The 14,654-nt window shown below is 65.6% G+C and carries 15 protein-coding genes; 8 read left to right on the forward strand and 7 right to left on the reverse strand.

What is annotated here, in order from left to right:
- Positions 1–20: 20 nt before the first annotated feature.
- The 4 genes from IB255_RS02330 to IB255_RS02345 form a co-directional block, all read right to left on the reverse strand.
- Positions 21–1,676, reverse strand: a complete 1,656-nt coding sequence (locus IB255_RS02330; protein ID WP_081520245.1) for a cation acetate symporter — start codon at positions 1,674–1,676, stop codon at positions 21–23.
- A complete protein-coding gene (locus tag IB255_RS02335; RefSeq protein WP_081520244.1) occupies positions 1,673–1,984 on the reverse strand; it encodes a DUF485 domain-containing protein in 312 nt (103 codons plus the stop codon). The genes IB255_RS02330 and IB255_RS02335 overlap by 4 nt, the downstream gene beginning before the upstream one ends.
- Positions 1,985–2,197: 213 nt before the next feature.
- On the reverse strand, positions 2,198–3,139 hold the full coding sequence (locus tag IB255_RS02340) for a hypothetical protein (RefSeq protein WP_192209761.1): 942 nt from the start codon (positions 3,137–3,139) through the stop codon (positions 2,198–2,200).
- A gap of 280 nt (positions 3,140–3,419) precedes the next feature.
- A complete protein-coding gene (locus IB255_RS02345) occupies positions 3,420–4,274 on the reverse strand; it encodes a glycine betaine ABC transporter substrate-binding protein (protein WP_081520242.1) in 855 nt (284 codons plus the stop codon).
- A gap of 283 nt (positions 4,275–4,557) precedes the next feature.
- On the opposite strand from IB255_RS02345, the gene IB255_RS02350 reads away from it, so the two are divergent.
- Positions 4,558–4,779, forward strand: coding sequence for a DUF2061 domain-containing protein (locus IB255_RS02350; RefSeq protein WP_081520241.1), 222 nt, complete (start codon positions 4,558–4,560; stop codon positions 4,777–4,779).
- 74 nt (positions 4,780–4,853) lie between these two features.
- A complete protein-coding gene (locus tag IB255_RS02355; protein ID WP_081520240.1) occupies positions 4,854–6,413 on the forward strand; it encodes a beta (1-6) glucans synthase in 1,560 nt (519 codons plus the stop codon).
- 1 nt (position 6,414) lies between these two features.
- On the opposite strand, the gene IB255_RS02360 is transcribed toward IB255_RS02355, so the two are convergent.
- Complete coding sequence (locus IB255_RS02360; protein WP_081520239.1) at positions 6,415–6,780, reverse strand: hypothetical protein; 366 nt, start codon at positions 6,778–6,780, stop codon at positions 6,415–6,417.
- Between the two features lie 110 nt (positions 6,781–6,890).
- Here IB255_RS02360 and IB255_RS02365 point away from each other — a divergent pair, with 110 nt between their 5' ends.
- The 5 genes from IB255_RS02365 to IB255_RS02385 all read left to right on the forward strand — a co-directional run bounded on the left by IB255_RS02365 (position 6,891) and on the right by IB255_RS02385 (position 11,262).
- Positions 6,891–7,457, forward strand: a complete 567-nt coding sequence (locus tag IB255_RS02365; RefSeq protein WP_192209762.1) for a hypothetical protein — start codon at positions 6,891–6,893, stop codon at positions 7,455–7,457.
- A gap of 69 nt (positions 7,458–7,526) precedes the next feature.
- Positions 7,527–8,009, forward strand: a complete 483-nt coding sequence (locus tag IB255_RS02370) for a GNAT family N-acetyltransferase (protein WP_192209763.1) — start codon at positions 7,527–7,529, stop codon at positions 8,007–8,009.
- Between the two features lie 85 nt (positions 8,010–8,094).
- Entirely contained in the window at positions 8,095–9,444 is a 1,350-nt protein-coding gene (locus IB255_RS02375; RefSeq protein WP_081520236.1) for a serine/threonine protein kinase, read from the forward strand.
- 4 nt (positions 9,445–9,448) lie between these two features.
- Positions 9,449–10,261 carry a VacJ family lipoprotein gene (locus IB255_RS02380; protein ID WP_192209764.1) on the forward strand — a complete coding sequence of 271 codons (813 nt, stop codon included), beginning with the start codon at positions 9,449–9,451 and terminating at the stop codon, positions 10,259–10,261.
- 140 nt (positions 10,262–10,401) lie between these two features.
- On the forward strand, positions 10,402–11,262 hold the full coding sequence (locus IB255_RS02385) for a pirin family protein (RefSeq protein ID WP_192209765.1): 861 nt from the start codon (positions 10,402–10,404) through the stop codon (positions 11,260–11,262).
- Positions 11,263–11,339: 77 nt separating this feature from the next.
- On the opposite strand, the gene IB255_RS02390 is transcribed toward IB255_RS02385, so the two are convergent.
- Positions 11,340–12,536, reverse strand: coding sequence for a patatin-like phospholipase family protein (locus IB255_RS02390; protein WP_192209766.1), 1,197 nt, complete (start codon positions 12,534–12,536; stop codon positions 11,340–11,342).
- Between the two features lie 46 nt (positions 12,537–12,582).
- Complete coding sequence (locus IB255_RS02395) at positions 12,583–13,515, reverse strand: lipid A biosynthesis lauroyl acyltransferase (RefSeq protein WP_081520223.1); 933 nt, start codon at positions 13,513–13,515, stop codon at positions 12,583–12,585.
- Between the two features lie 144 nt (positions 13,516–13,659).
- On the opposite strand from IB255_RS02395, the gene minC reads away from it, so the two are divergent.
- Positions 13,660–14,607: a septum site-determining protein MinC gene (minC, locus tag IB255_RS02400; protein ID WP_081520222.1), complete on the forward strand. Its 948-nt coding sequence runs from the start codon at positions 13,660–13,662 to the stop codon at positions 14,605–14,607.
- The last annotated feature ends 47 nt before the right edge of the window (positions 14,608–14,654 follow it).

Genomic DNA, 14,654 nt, shown 5'->3' on the forward strand with positions numbered 1-14,654 from the left:
CGGCAGGTTAGCTCAGGCTATCAGTGGGCGGCTGCGCCACTGGCACCCAGACCGGTCTGCGAACGGATGAACTGCGGGAAGAAGCGCGCGCGCTCTTCGTCGGCAGCGGTCGACTTGTCGGTGATGGAGAAGAACCAGATACCGATGAAGGCCACGGCCATGGAGAACAGCGCCGGGTACTCGAACGGGTAGATGGGTTTCTCGTGGCCGAGGATCTGCACCCAGATGGTCGGGCCGAGGATCATCAGTACCACCGCGGTGATCAGGCCCATCCAGCCGCCGATCTTCGCGCCGCGGGTGGTCAGCTTCTTCCAGTACATGGAGAGCAGCAGCACCGGGAAGTTGCAGCTGGCGGCGATGGAGAAGGCCAGGCCGACCATGAAGGCAATGTTCTGCTTCTCGAACAGGATGCCGAGCACGATCGCGACGACACCCAGGCACACGGTGGTGATCTTCGAGACGCGCAGTTCATCCTTCTCGTTGGCCTTGCCGCCCTTCAGCACGCTGGCGTACAGGTCGTGGGACACGGCCGAAGCGCCGGCCAGGGTCAGGCCGGCAACCACCGCGAGGATGGTGGCGAAGGCCACGGCGGAGATGAAGCCCAGGAACAGGCTGCCGCCGACGGCATCGGCCAGGTGCACGGCCGCCATGTTGTTGCCACCCAGCAGGGCACCGGTGGCGTCCTTGAAGTCCGGGTTGGTGCTGACCAGCAGGATCGCGCCGAAGCCGATGATGAAGGTCAGGATGTAGAAGTAGCCGATGAAGCCAGTGGCGAAGAACACCGACTTGCGGGCTTCCTTGGCGTCACTGACGGTGAAGAAGCGCATCAGGATGTGCGGCAGGCCAGCGGTGCCGAACATCAGCGCGAAGCCCAGGGAGAACGCGGAGATCGGGTCCTTCACCAGGCCGCCGGGACTCATGATGGACTCGCCTTTGGGATGGACCTTGATGGCTTCGGAGAACAGGGTGCTGATGTCGAAGTTGACGTGCTTGAGCACCATGATCGCCATGAAGGTGGCGCCCGAAAGCAGCAGCACGGCCTTGATGATCTGTACCCAGGTGGTGGCGAGCATGCCGCCGAACAGCACGTAGAGCACCATCAGGATACCGACCAGCACCACCGCGACGTGGTAGTTCAGGCCGAACAGCAGTTCGATCAGCTTGCCGGCGCCGACCATCTGCGCGATCAGGTAGAAGGCCACGACCACCAGCGAACCGCAGGCGGACAGGGTGCGGATGTCCTTCTGCTTGAGGCGGTAGGACGCCACGTCGGCGAAGGTGTACTTGCCCAGGTTGCGCAGGCGCTCGGCGATCAGGAAGAGGATGATCGGCCAGCCGACGAGGAATCCGATGGAGTAGATCAGGCCGTCGTAGCCGGAGGTGAACACCAGCGCGGAAATGCCGAGGAAGGACGCGGCGGACATGTAGTCGCCGGCGATTGCCAAACCGTTCTGGAAGCCGGTGATGCTGCCGCCGGCGGTGTAGAAGTCGGCGGCGGATTTGCTGCGCTTGGAGGCCCAGTAGGTGATGCACAGGGTCAGGCCAACGAAGGCGACGAACATGACGATGGCGGAGACGTTCAGCGGCTGGCGCTGTACCTCGCCGGTGAGGGCGTCAGCCCAGAGTGCAGGTGCGAACGCGGCCAGAGCGAGGGCCGCAGAAATTCGGCCTTTCATTGCTGGGCCTCCTTGAGGATTTCCTGATTCATGCGGTCGAATTCGCCGTTCGCGCGGCGCACGTAGATGCCGGTGAGCACGAAGGCCGAGAGGATCAGCCCGACGCCCATGGGGATGCCCCAGGTGACGGACGAATCGGCACTGATCTTCGCGCCGAGCAGCTGCGGCTGGAAGGCGATGAGCAGGATGAAGAGCACGTACAGGCTCAACATGATCAGGGAGAGCAGCCAGGCGAAGCGCTCGCGCTTGGCCACCAGCTCTTTGAAGCGCGGATTGGTATCAATCCGCTGGTAGATGCTGTCGTTCATTTTGTTCTTGTCCTCACAGCGGGGATGACGCGGATGTCGTCGATCCCTAATTTATTTGAGCGCTGCAAGGGCTCCAGACGACTTTAGTCGTAGCGTTTAGCCAGACTTCGCGGACAAGCCCGGAATAGACGCTGTGAAATAAAAAAATCCCTCGCGAACCCGGAGGTTCGCGGGGGATTTTTCTACATCGGAACAGGCGATTCGGGGCTGGCGTCAGCGCTCGGCCACCAGACGCTCCATCATCGCGGCAGGGGTGTAGCGGTACAGGGTTTCGGCGCTCACCGGTGTGGGACGGGCCTCAAGGAAGCGCGGCAGGTCGTCCGGCGAATCGACGCCCCAGATGAAGAAACGGCCCGGGTCGTAGAACGACTCCTGCTTCACCCGCGCGTTGGTGGTCAACAGCTTCTTGCCGAAGAACAGGGTCTCCAGCACCCGCAGGGTGTAGCCAGCCTGGCCGGTCTGGTTGACCTCCACCAGCACGTCGGCGCCCAGGGTCATCCGCAGGCTTTCGCGGTAGGGGTAGATGGCGCTGACGTGATACGGCGAAGCAACCTGGGTGGACTTGTCGCGCACGATGTGGAAATCAAGCTCGCAGCCCTGCTTGCGCAGAGCCTCGGCGATGGCCAGCACGGTGGCCGAACGCCCCTTGTCGCGGCCGAGGAACGTGCAGGTACGGCCGGTGCCAGTGCTGCTCGAACTGCTTGCCAGCTGCCTCGCCGCCGCCTCACTGAAGGGGAAGAACTGGTCAAGCCGTTCGACGTCCAGCAGAGAACACTGCTCGGGATCGAAGCTGTAGACGCGGTCGAAGAGGCCGCGCACCGAATCGATGAACTTGCGGTCCACCAGGTCGCGAACCAGCAACACCTTGTGGCCATTGAAGGTACTTGCGATGCCGGCGTTGATACCGTGCAGCAGCTCTCCCTCGTTGCAGACGAGGATGTCTCCGGGGCGTTCACCATGGCGCGCGTTGACTCTCCGGCCCAGCCATTCCAGCGGCATCGGCACCGGTAGGCGCTTGCCCAGTGATCGGAACAACCGATAGATGCGCCGAACGTAGCCGGGCACCTGGACGATACGGACGTCGAAGTTGTCCTTCAGCGACTCGATCATCGCCCGCTCGTACTCGGCCTTCCAGCCCAGGAAGAAGATTTTCACTCGATCAGAACACACGCACTGCAATACCCGTGGAAAGCGACGCAGGGCAACATCGAACCGACAGCCCAACGGGATGCCGACCACTTGCACCAGCGATCGAGGCTCGACGCGAGCCAGTCAATGGAAGAGGTCGATTATCCCCCAGGAACCACAGCCGTGGAAACCGGGCGTCGCCCGCCCCTGCATGGCCACCGCGAAGGACGCGCACAAAGAAAATCCCCCGCAGTCGCAATGGCTGCGGGGGATTGTCCTGTATAGCGCGAGGGTGCGACCTAGGCGATCACAGCCATTCCTTCACGCGATCCGGGTGCGCCTCGACCCATTTCTTGGCGGCCACGTCCGGCTTCTCGCCGTTCTGCACGGCCAGCATGACTTCGCCGATCTCCTGGCCGTCCTTCCACTGGAACTTCTTCAGGAAGGCCCAGACTTCCGGTGCCTTCTTCTCCAGTGCCGGGTTCGCCACGCTATCCACGTGCTCCTCGTCGCCATAGACCTTCTTCGGGTCTTCGAGGAACTTCAGTTTCCACTTGGCGAACATCCAGTGCGGAATCCAGCCGGTCACCGCAACGGCCTTCTTGTCGTTCTCCGCGCGGGTCAGCTCGGAGATCATGCCGCTGCCGGAACTGGCCACCAGCTTGTAGTCCAGGCCGTAGTCCTTGATCGCCTGGTCGGTCTTGAGCATCACCCCGGCGCCGGCGTCGATGCCGACGATGCGGCCGCCGAAATCTTCCTTCTGTGCATTGAGGTCTTCGATGCTGTTGGCTTTCACGTACTCCGGCACGATCAGGCCGATCTTCGCGCCCGGGTAGTTCACACCCAGGTTGACCACCTTGTCCTTCATCTTCTCGTAGTAGGCGCCGTGGGTGACCGGCAGCCAGGCCGAGAGCATGGCGTCGAGCTTGCCGCGCGCCACGCCCTGCCACATGATCCCGGCGGCGACCGGCATCAGCTTGACCTGATAGCCGAGCTTCTCGCGCATGATCTCGGCGGCGACGTGCGTGGTCGCCACGCTGTCCGACCAGCCGTCCACGTAACCGATGGTGATTTCCGGCTTGGCCGCCGCACCGGCCAGCCCGGCAGCCGCCGACAGCACCAGCCCTGCGCCCAGGCCCAACAGGCGTCGCATCATTCGCATGGTTTTCTCCCCGTGATTTTATCGGCGCGCCTGGGCGAACCCGGCGCATTTCGCGGTCTTGGCCGCCCCTTCATGATCGGCGCACCCTGATGGCGAACTGCTCTGAGAGCGACGCCAAACGGTCCGATCCGCGACAGAACCCGTCCATCCACGACCGCGCCATTCCAACCACGACCCCGCTGCCGGCCTATCGCCTCCATACAGAGGCTCGATTACCCGGCGGGGTTCCCCCGCAGTAGTCTTTCAGCAACGGAGAATCATTCTCGACTGGAGGATCGCCACCATGCTCAAGACCGTCACCTTCACCCTGATGCACTTCATGATCGCCTTCAGCGTCGCCTACGCGCTGACCGGCAGCATCACCGTGGGCGGGCTGGTCGCGGTGGTCGAGCCGCTGTGCAACGCGGTGGGCTTCCACTTCCACGAGAAGTTCTGGAAGCGCATCGAGGGCAGCGCCGCAGGCGATTCGGCACCGACGCACCACTGGATTCACCGCCACGCGTGAGTGCCCCGCGCAGGCACTGACGGCGGCCGACGGCGTTGCTAAGATGCGCGCCTCGCCACGGTTCGCGTGCTCCCATGCCACAGTCCTCGCGCTTTCCGCTCCTCCCCTATTGCCTCGCCCTGCTGCTTGCCCTGATCGCCCTCTGCGGGCTCTGGTACGGCCTGGGCAAACCGGTGGTCCTGCCCGACGCGGCCACGCCCACGCACAAGCTGCAGTGCGCGTCCTACAGTCCGTTCGCCAAGGACCAGTCGCCCTTCGACCAGCCTTTCGTGCTGCGCCCGGAGCAGATGGACGCCGACCTGGCCCTGCTGGCGACGCGCTTCGACTGCGTGCGCACCTATTCCATGACCGGCCTGGAAGGCATCCCGGCGCTGGCCCGCAAGCACGGCCTGAAGCTGATGCTCGGCGCCTGGGTCAACGCCAACCCGGTGGACACCGAGCGTGAAGTCGAGGCGCTGATCAAGGCCGCCAACCAGTACCCGGACGTGGTTCAGGCGGTGATCGTCGGCAACGAGACCCTGCTGCGCAAGGAAGTCACCGGGCGCTACCTGGCCGGACTTATCCACAAGGTGAAGGCCCAGGTGCGCCAGCCGGTGACCTACGCCGATGTCTGGGAATTCTGGCACCAGCACCCGGAAATCGCCCCGGCGGTGGACTTCGTCACCATCCACCTGCTGCCCTACTGGGAAGACAACCCCAGCGGCATTGACGATGCCCTCGCCCATGTGGCGAAGATCCGCGAGGACTTCGGCCGCGAGTTCGCTCCCAAGGACATCCTCATCGGCGAGACCGGCTGGCCCAGCGAAGGCCGCCAGCGCGAGACCGCCCTGCCCAGCCGGGTCAACGAGGCACGGTTCATCCGTGGCTTCGTGCACATGGCCGAAGAGAAAGGCTGGCACTACAACCTGATCGAAGCCTTCGACCAACCCTGGAAGCGCCAGAGCGAAGGCGCGGTGGGCGGCTACTGGGGGCTGTTCAGCGCCGACCGCGAGGAAAAAGGCGTGCTCGCCGGGCCGGTCAGCAACCTACCGGGCTGGCCGCAATGGCTGGGGCTTTCCGCCGTGATCCTGCTCGGCGCCCTGCTGGTGGGCGGCCGCCCGGCCTCTGCCCGCAGTGCTTTCCTGCTGCCGCTGGCCGGCGCGCTGGGTGCCGGCTGCGTCGGCCTGTGGCTGGAGCTGTCGGTGATCACCAGCCGCTTCTGGGGCGAATGGCTCTGGGCGGCGGCGCTGGCCGGCCTCAACCTGCTGGTACTGCTGCACATCAGCCTGGCGCTGTCGGCCCGCGCGGGTTGGCGCTCGCAGGCGTTCGACGTCCTGCAGCGCCGCGCCGGACTGTGGCTGGCGACCGCCGGTTTCGCCGGCGCGGTGCTGATGCTCGGGATGGTCTTCGATGCGCGCTACCGCAGCTTCCCCAGCGCGGCCCTGCTGTTCCCGGCGCTGGTCTACCTGTGCCGGCCGGTTGCCGCCCCGCGCCGCGAAGCGCTGCTGCTGGCACTGATCATCGCCGTCGGGATTCCTGCACAGCTGGCCATGGAAGGCCTGGGCAATCTTCAGGCACTGGGCTGGGCGGCGGTAAGCCTGATCCTGCTGGGCGCGCTGTGGCGCGGGCTACGCCCGGCGGAACGAAAGGCCTGAGTCAGCGGGCCGGTGCGCGCACCAGGCGCAGCCCGGCCAGCACCACGGCGAAGACGGCAAGCCCGGCGTTGTAAAGCACCAGCGCCGGCAGCGTGACCAGCATGGCCAGCACCGCCAGCCACCAGCCCGCCTGGCGCGGCACGAAGAAGGCCAGCAGCGAAAGCCCCAGCGCCAGCTTGCCGAACACGCCGAAATGAATCGCCCAGCCCAGTTGCGAGCGCGTGCTGCACTCCCAGCGCATGGCTTCATCGGCGCAGATGCCCACCCAGCGACTGTCCTCCATCAGGCCGAAACGCAAGCCATAGCTGGCGGCCAGCCAGAGCGCCAGGGCGAGCAGCAGGAGGATCAGGGGCAAACGACGGGACATGGCGCCACTACTCCGGGAGGCGGGAAATCGGCGCCCAGCATAACCAGCGCCGGGGCCGATGCAAGTGGGGCCAAAGCCTGCTTAAACTTCCTTCACCCACGGAGCCTTCGATGAAGCGATCGACCCTGTTCCTGCTGGTCTGCGCGGCTTCCAGCTTCTGGTGGCTGTGGCCGACCGAACGCCCCCACGCACCGCAGCAGCACAGCCAGGCCCTGTCCGCTGGCGGCTTCCGCGTCGAGCGCTATTCCATCTATCCGCTACAGGACTTCAGCATCGAGGCCCGCGTGCTCGGCCGCGAGGATTACCGCCTGGGCCGCGAGGCTGAACTCTCGCCCACCGACCTGGCGCTGGGCTGGGGACCGATGGATGATCCGAAGGTGCTGGCCGATATCCGCATCAGCCAGGGCAACCGCTGGTTCTACTGGCACGCCGACAAGCTGCCGATCCCTCGCCGCGAACTGGAAACCCACGCCGCCAACATGCACATGATCCCGGCCAATGACGACGTGGCGCGCGCCCTGGCCCAGGTCAGCGCCGGGGAGCATGTGCGCCTGTCCGGCAAGCTGGTGCGCGTGGAAGGCGACGACGGCTGGCGCTGGGTCAGCTCGCTGACCCGCGAGGACACCGGCGCTGGCGCCTGCGAGCTGATCTGGCTGGAAAGCCTGGAGCGTTTCTGAAGCGTCCTGTTGCCAGCGGCGCGGGGCTTTGGGCATGCTCCGGAGCATTCGCAGCACAAGGACACCTTCATGCCTCGCGCCACCCTGCGTCCTGCCGCCCCCGGCGACATTCCACTGATCCTCGAGCTGATCCGCGAACTGGCCGACTACGAAAAGCTGGTCCACGAAGTGAAGGCCGACGCCCAGCGCATGCACGACCACCTGTTCGGCCCGCGCCCCTATGCCGAAGTGCTGATCGGTGAAGTGGACGGCGAGCCCCAGGGCTTCGCGCTGTTCTTCCACTATTCCACCTGGCTGAGCCAGCCGGGGATCTACCTCGAAGACCTCTACGTGCGCCCCGCCGCCCGTGGTGCCGGCCTGGGCAAGGCATTGCTGACCGAGTTGGCGCGGCTGGCGGTGGAGCGCGATTGCGGACGCCTGGAATGGTCGGTACTGGACTGGAACGAACCCGCCATCGGTTTCTACCGCAGCCTGGGCGCGCGCCCACAGGACGAATGGACCGTCTATCGTCTAACCGGCGACGCCTTGCGTGACCTGGCGCGCAAGGGCTGAAACGCATATCGCACTTGTAGGAAATGTGCTGGTCTTAATGCCCGGTCACCCTAGAGTTGGCCTCCTCTTGAAAGGACTCCGAACCATGACATTTCTTCGCCGCGTGGCCGCCCTGATCGGCGGCCTCGCACTGGGGCTCGCCGGGCCCGCTTTCGCCCGCGATGTGGATCAGGCCAGCTACGGCTATCCGTTGCTCAACCCGTTCGAGGCGACCATCGCCACTACCCCGCCGGAGCTGCGCCCGCAGTTGCCAACGGACGACGACATCCGCCAGTCGGACTACGCGCTCAAGCTGCGCCCGGAGCGCGAGCATGAGCTGCCGAGCAACTTCTGGCCGGTGAAGAAGCTGCACTACCGCCTGGCCTGGCAGAACCACGAAGCACCGCTGGTGTTCATCATCGCCGGCACTGGCGCCCACTACTCCAGCACCACGCCGGAGTACCTCAAGCGCCTGTTCTACAACGCCGGCTACCACGTGGTGCAACTGTCCTCGCCGACCAGCTGGGACTTCATGGTCGGCGCCTCCCGCGTCGCCACGCCCGGCTACACGCCCGACGACGCCGATGACCTGTACCGGGTCATGCAGGCCGTGCGCGCGCAGCATCCGGACCTGCCCGTCAGCGACTACTACCTGACCGGCTACAGCCTCGGCGCGCTGCACGCGGCCTTCGTCAGCAAGCTCGACGAAACCCGCCGCAGCTTCAACTTCAAGCGCGTGCTGCTGCTCAACCCGCCGGTGAACCTCTACACCTCGGTGAGCAACCTCGACAAGCTGGTGCAGACTCACGTCAAGGGCATCAACGACACCAACACCTTCTACCAGGTGGTGCTGGCCAAGCTGACGCGCTACTTCGAGCAGAAGGGCTATGTCGACCTCAACGACGCCTTCCTCTTCGACCTGCAACAGTCCAAGCAGCACCTCTCCAACGAAGAGATGGCCATGCTGATCGGCGCGGTGTTCCGCTTCTCCTCCGCCGACATCGCCTTCACCTCGGACCTGATCAACCGCCGCGGCCTGATCACCCCGCCCAAGTACCCGATCACCGAAGGCACCAGCCTGACGCCCTTCTTCAAGCGCGCCATGCAGTGCGACTTCGAGTGCTACATGACCGACCAGCTGATGCCGCTGTGGCGCGCCAAGTACGACGGCGGCAGCCTGCCGCAGCTGGTTGACCAGGTCAGCCTGTACGGCGTTCAGGATTACCTGAAGGAGAGCCCGAAGATCGCCGTCATGCACAACGCCGACGACGTCATCCTCGGTCCGGGCGACATCGGCTTCCTGCGTCGCACCTTCGGCGACCGCCTGACGCTCTATCCGCGCGGCGGCCATTGCGGCAACCTCAACTACCGCGTGAACGCCCAGGACATGCTCGACTTCTTCAAGGGACAGGATGCCACGGCCACCGGCATCGCCACCGCGCAGACAGGGAACTGACTCCATGCCACTTCGCCATTCCTGGACTCTCGCCCTGCTGCTGGCCTGCGGCCTCGCCCAGGCCGAGACGCCGCAACCCATAAAGACCCCGACGTCCACCGCCTTCGACATGGTGCCGGACGAGGACGGCTTCAAGCACCCGCTGGACGCGCTGAAGTTCAACCCCGGCCTCGACCAGCGCGAGTTCGAGCGCGCCACCTTCGACGCCCTCAACGTCTACGACCCCTGGGAGTCGTGGAACCGCCGGGTCTACCACTTCAACTACCGCTTCGACGAGTGGGTGTTCCTGCCCGTGGTGAACGGCTACGAGTACGTCACCCCGCGCTTCGTACGCACCGGCGTGAGCAACTTCTTCAGCAACCTGGGCGAGGTGCCGACCCTGCTCAACAGCGTCGCCCAACTCAAGCCCGAGCGCGCGGCGAACAGCACCGCGCGACTGCTGTTCAACACCATCCTGGGCATCGGCGGCCTGTGGGACCCGGCCACGGCCATGGGCCTGCCCAAGGTCAGCGAAGACTTCGGCCAGACCCTGGGCTACTGGGGCGTACCGGACGGCCCGTACCTGATGCTGCCGATCCTCGGCCCGTCCAACCTGCGCGACACCGGCGGCCTGGTCACCGACTTCATCGCCGCCCGCGAAGTGAATTACCTGGACTACTCCGACCTCAGTCGCGAGTACTGGGAGCTGCCGGTGCTGGAGATCGTCAACAAACGCTACAGCAACAGCTTCCGCTACGGGCAGATGAATACGCCGTTCGAGTACGAAAAGCTGCGCTACTTCTACACCGAAGCCCGGCGCCTGCAGATCCAGGAGTAAGCCGGAACCGCCGCCTTCGGGCGGCGGTTTTCTTTCCGAATAAGCATCGAATTCATCGATAGTTAGACTGAAAAACTCGCAACCATTTATCCATCAATTGGGACTAGGATGATCTCCATTCACAGATCAAGGAGGTCCCCATGACCCGTTTACGTACCGTGATCGACCAGCACATCGGCCACCCGGCCTCCGACGGCGCCGGCGTGCGCCTGACCCGCGTGATCGGCGGCCCCGGCATCGTACGCTTCGATCCGTTCCTGATGCTCGACCAGTTCGACACGCAGAATCCCGACGACTACATCGCCGGCTTCCCGGCCCACCCGCACCGTGGCTTCGAGACCGTCACCTACATGCTCGAAGGGCGCATGCGTCACGAAGACCACCTGGGCAACACCGGCCTGCTCAAGCCCGGCGGCGTGCAGTGGATGACGGCGGCCCACGGCATCATCCACAGCGAGATGCCCGAGCAGGTGGAAGGCGCCATGCGCGGCTTCCAGCTATGGCTGAACCTGCCGGCGAAGGACAAGCTTTCCCCGGCCGGCTACCGCGACATCGAACCCGAGGACGTGCCCCGCGTGACCACCGCGCAAGGCGTGGGCGTGACCGTGATCGCCGGGCGCTTCGACGATGGCCAGACCGTCACCGAGGGTGCCGTGCAACGACCGAGCACCGAGCCGCACTACTACGACCTGGTGCTGCCGGCAGGCACCTCCGTGGCACCGCGCATTCCGGCGGGCCATCGGGTGATGCTGTACGTCTACGAAGGATCGCTCAAGGTACCGGGCGAGCGCGGTGACGAGGCCGTCGCCACCAACCGCCTGGTGCGCCTCGGCCAGGGCGACGAGATCCAGCTGTCCAGCGACAAGGGCGCACGCGTCCTGCTGCTGGCCGGCAAGCCGCTCAATGAACCGATCGTGCAGTACGGCCCGTTCGTGATGAACAGCCGGGAGGAGATCGAGCAGGCCCTGCGCGATTACCGCGATGGTGTCTTCGCCGTCTGAAGCCTCGCCGGCCCCCTGTAGGAGCGGGCCATGCCCGCGATCAGCGGACAAGGTCCGCTGTTACAGGCGTCTGCGGTTTACAGCGACCAGTCTTCCATCCCCAGAAAGCGCGCGATCTCCGCGCGCTTTTCCATGGCGTCGCGATATCCCAGTTCGATCAGAGCGTTGCAGTACCCCGGCTCGAACAGCAGGTAGCTGAGCACGCCCGCCCCGCTCGCCTTGGTCGCCCCCGGCCCGCGCAGGAACAGGCGCAGCGGCCTGGGCAATTCGTGGCGGTACTGCGCGGCGATCTCGTCCAGCGGCCGGCTCGGTGAAATCAGCAGCACATCCACCGGCGCCAGCCCCAGCGTCGCCCGACGAGCCTCTTCGGGCACCAGTGAGCTGAGGAAGTTGATGCGGTGCAACAGTTCGATGTCGCCTTCGAGGCTGTCGATGAAGGTGCTGTTCAACAAGTGGATGCCCACCTGCGCCAGGCTCGGCGGCTGGCCCGTGCGGTAGTTGGCCACCTGCTCGTTGGCGCTGCCCACCGTGGGGTTGCCACTGACACCGATCACCAGCACCCGGTTCGCGCCCAGGTGCAGCGCCGGGCTGATCGGCGCCTGCTGGCGTACCGCGCCGTCGCCGAAGAACTCGCGGAGAATCTTCACCGGGCGGAACAGCAGCGGTATCGCCGAACTGGCCAGCAGGTGCTCGATCTGCAACCGCGTCGGCACGCCGATGCGGCGGTGGCGCAGCCAGGGATCGATGGTGGCGCGGCCCTGGTAGAAGGTCACTGCCTGGCCGGACTCGTAGCCGAAGGCAGTAACCGCCACCGCACGCAGATTGCGCCGACGCACAGCGGCGGCGATGCCGGAGAGGTCCAGTTCACGTTCGAGCAGATAGCGCAGCGGCGTGCTGTCCAGCAGCGCGACCGGCTCGCGCTTGCCCAGCCCCAGCAGGCTGTGGCCAAGGAACTTGAAAGCCTGGCTGAACACGCCGGGCCAGTCGGCGCGGTACACCTGCCCGGTGCGGAAGCCCTTCCAGACCTTGGTCAGCCGCTCCACCGCACCGGTAAAGGACAACGCCCCGCAGGCCAAGCCGACGGCATTGATGGCGCCGGCGGAGGTGCCGACGATCACCGGAAAGGGATTCTCCGCCCCCTCCGGCAACAGTTCGGCGATGGCGGCCAGCACGCCGACCTGGTAGGCCGCCCGCGCGCCGCCGCCGGAGAGGATCAGGCCGGTGACGGCCGATGATCTTGCGGGAGTGGCGGGAGGAGTGGCGGAGTCGGTCACGGCAGAAGTCCTTGTCGCGTCGTTTCCAGCGTAGCCCGCCGGAGCGTTACTTCTTCTTGTCGTAGAGCTTGGGCTCGCCCTCGGGGCGGCTCTTGAAGCGGCGGTGCGCCCAGAGGTACTGCTCGGGCTGGCGACGAATCTCACTCTCTACCCACTGGTTGATGCGGATGCAGTCGGCCTCTTCGCTCTCGCCGGGGAAATCTTCCAGCGGCGGGTGGATGGTCAGGCGGTAGCCGGAACCATCGGCCAGGCGCGACTGAGTGAACGGCAGCACCAGCGCGCGGCCCAGGCGGGCGAACTTGGTGGTGGCGGTAACGGTGGCCGCCTGGATGCCGAAAAGCGGCACGAACAGGCTCTGCTTGGCGCCGTAGTCCTGGTCCGGCGCGTACCAGATGGCGCGGCCGGCGCGCAGCACCTTGAGCATGGCGCGCACATCTTCGCGCTCGATGGCGGTGGCGTCGGCGTTATGCCGCTCGCGGCCGGTGCGCTGGACGAAGTCGAACACCGGGTTGTCGTGCTCGCGGTACATGCCGTCGATGGTCTGCACCTGGCCGAGCAATGCCGCGCCGATCTCCAGGGTGGTGAAGTGCATGGCCATGAGGATCACGCCCTTGCCTTCGGCCTCGGCCTTCTTCAGGTGCTCGATGCCTTCGATATGGGCGAGCCTGGCCAGTCGCGCCTTCGGCCACCACCAGCTCATGGCCATCTCGAAGAAGGCGATGCCGGTGGATGCGAAATTTGCCTTGAGCAGGCGCTTGCGCTCGGCGGCGGAGAGTTCCGGGAAGCACAGCTCCAGATTTCGCGCGGCAATTGCCCGGCGACTGCCGACCACGCGATACATCAGCGCGCCCAGCGCACGGCCCAGAGTCAGCAGCGCCGGATACGGCAGCTGCACCACCAGCCAGAGCACGCCGAGGCCGAGCCAGAGCGGCCAATGGCGGGGATGGAGGAACTCACGGCGAAAGGTGGGGCGGTCCATGGAACTTTCCGGTCACGATCAAAGCCCGACATTCTACCTTGCCGACACGTCCTGTGCCTGCCGTGAGGCCTAGCAATCGGCCACGCTTGCGGCTGCCGGGGCGGTCCGCTATAAGTCCAACCATTTTGATGACGCAGTCCGACCATGAGCCAAGCTGACCTTCTCGACCACGATCCCGTATTCCAGCTCAAGGGCAGCATGCTGGCCGTCACCGTTCTGGAACTGGCCCACAATGACCTGCCGCGCCTGGACCGCCAGCTCGCCGACAAGGTCGCCCAGGCGCCCAACTTCTTCCGCGACACCCCGCTGGTGCTGGCGCTGGACAAGTTGCCCGACGGCGAAGGCCAGCTCGACCTGCAGGGCGTGCTGGACATCTGCCGCCGCCACGGCCTGCGCACCCTGGCAGTGCGCGCCAGCCGCGAGGAAGACATTCGCCTGGCCACCATGTTCGATATTCCCGTGCTGCCGCCGTCGGGCTCCTCGCGCGAGCGCGCGGTCGAGCCCAAGGACGCCGTCCCGCAGGTGACCGGCGCCGCGCCAGTCCGTCGCCCGCGTGGCGAGAAGCTCTCCGAGAAAGTCGTCGAGCAGGCCGCCGGCGCTGGCGTGCAGGCCGACAAATCCGTGGAGAAGCCGGCTGAGCAAGCCGCCGAGGCCAAACCCGAGAAGCCGGTCGACGCCCCTGCCGAGGCAACCGCCGAAGCACAGGAAGCCACAGCAGAAGCTGCCCCGGAAAAGCCTGCCGAGCCGCCGGCGCCGGTCGTCCGCCCGACCAAGCTGGTGACCACCCCGGTACGCGGCGGCGTGCAGATCTATGCCGCCGGCGGCGACCTGATCGTGCTCGCTCCCGTCAGCCCCGGTGCGGAACTTCTCGCCGACGGAAATATCCATGTGTACGGTCCGATGCGCGGTCGTGCCCTGGCCGGTGTCAAGGGCGACACCAGCGCGCGGATTTTCTGCCAGCAACTGGCCGCGGAACTCGTGTCCATCGCTGGTAATTACAAGGTCGCCGAAGACCTTCGACGCAGTCCGCAATGGGGGCAGGCGGTGCACGTCAGCCTGTCGGGTGACGTGTTGAACATCACCCGCCTTTAACGGATACTGCCGCGACTTTCAGGGACCAGAATTCTTCGTTTTTTCTT

Source organism: Pseudomonas sp. PDM22 (assembly GCF_014851965.1).
Taxonomy (GTDB): domain Bacteria; phylum Pseudomonadota; class Gammaproteobacteria; order Pseudomonadales; family Pseudomonadaceae; genus Pseudomonas.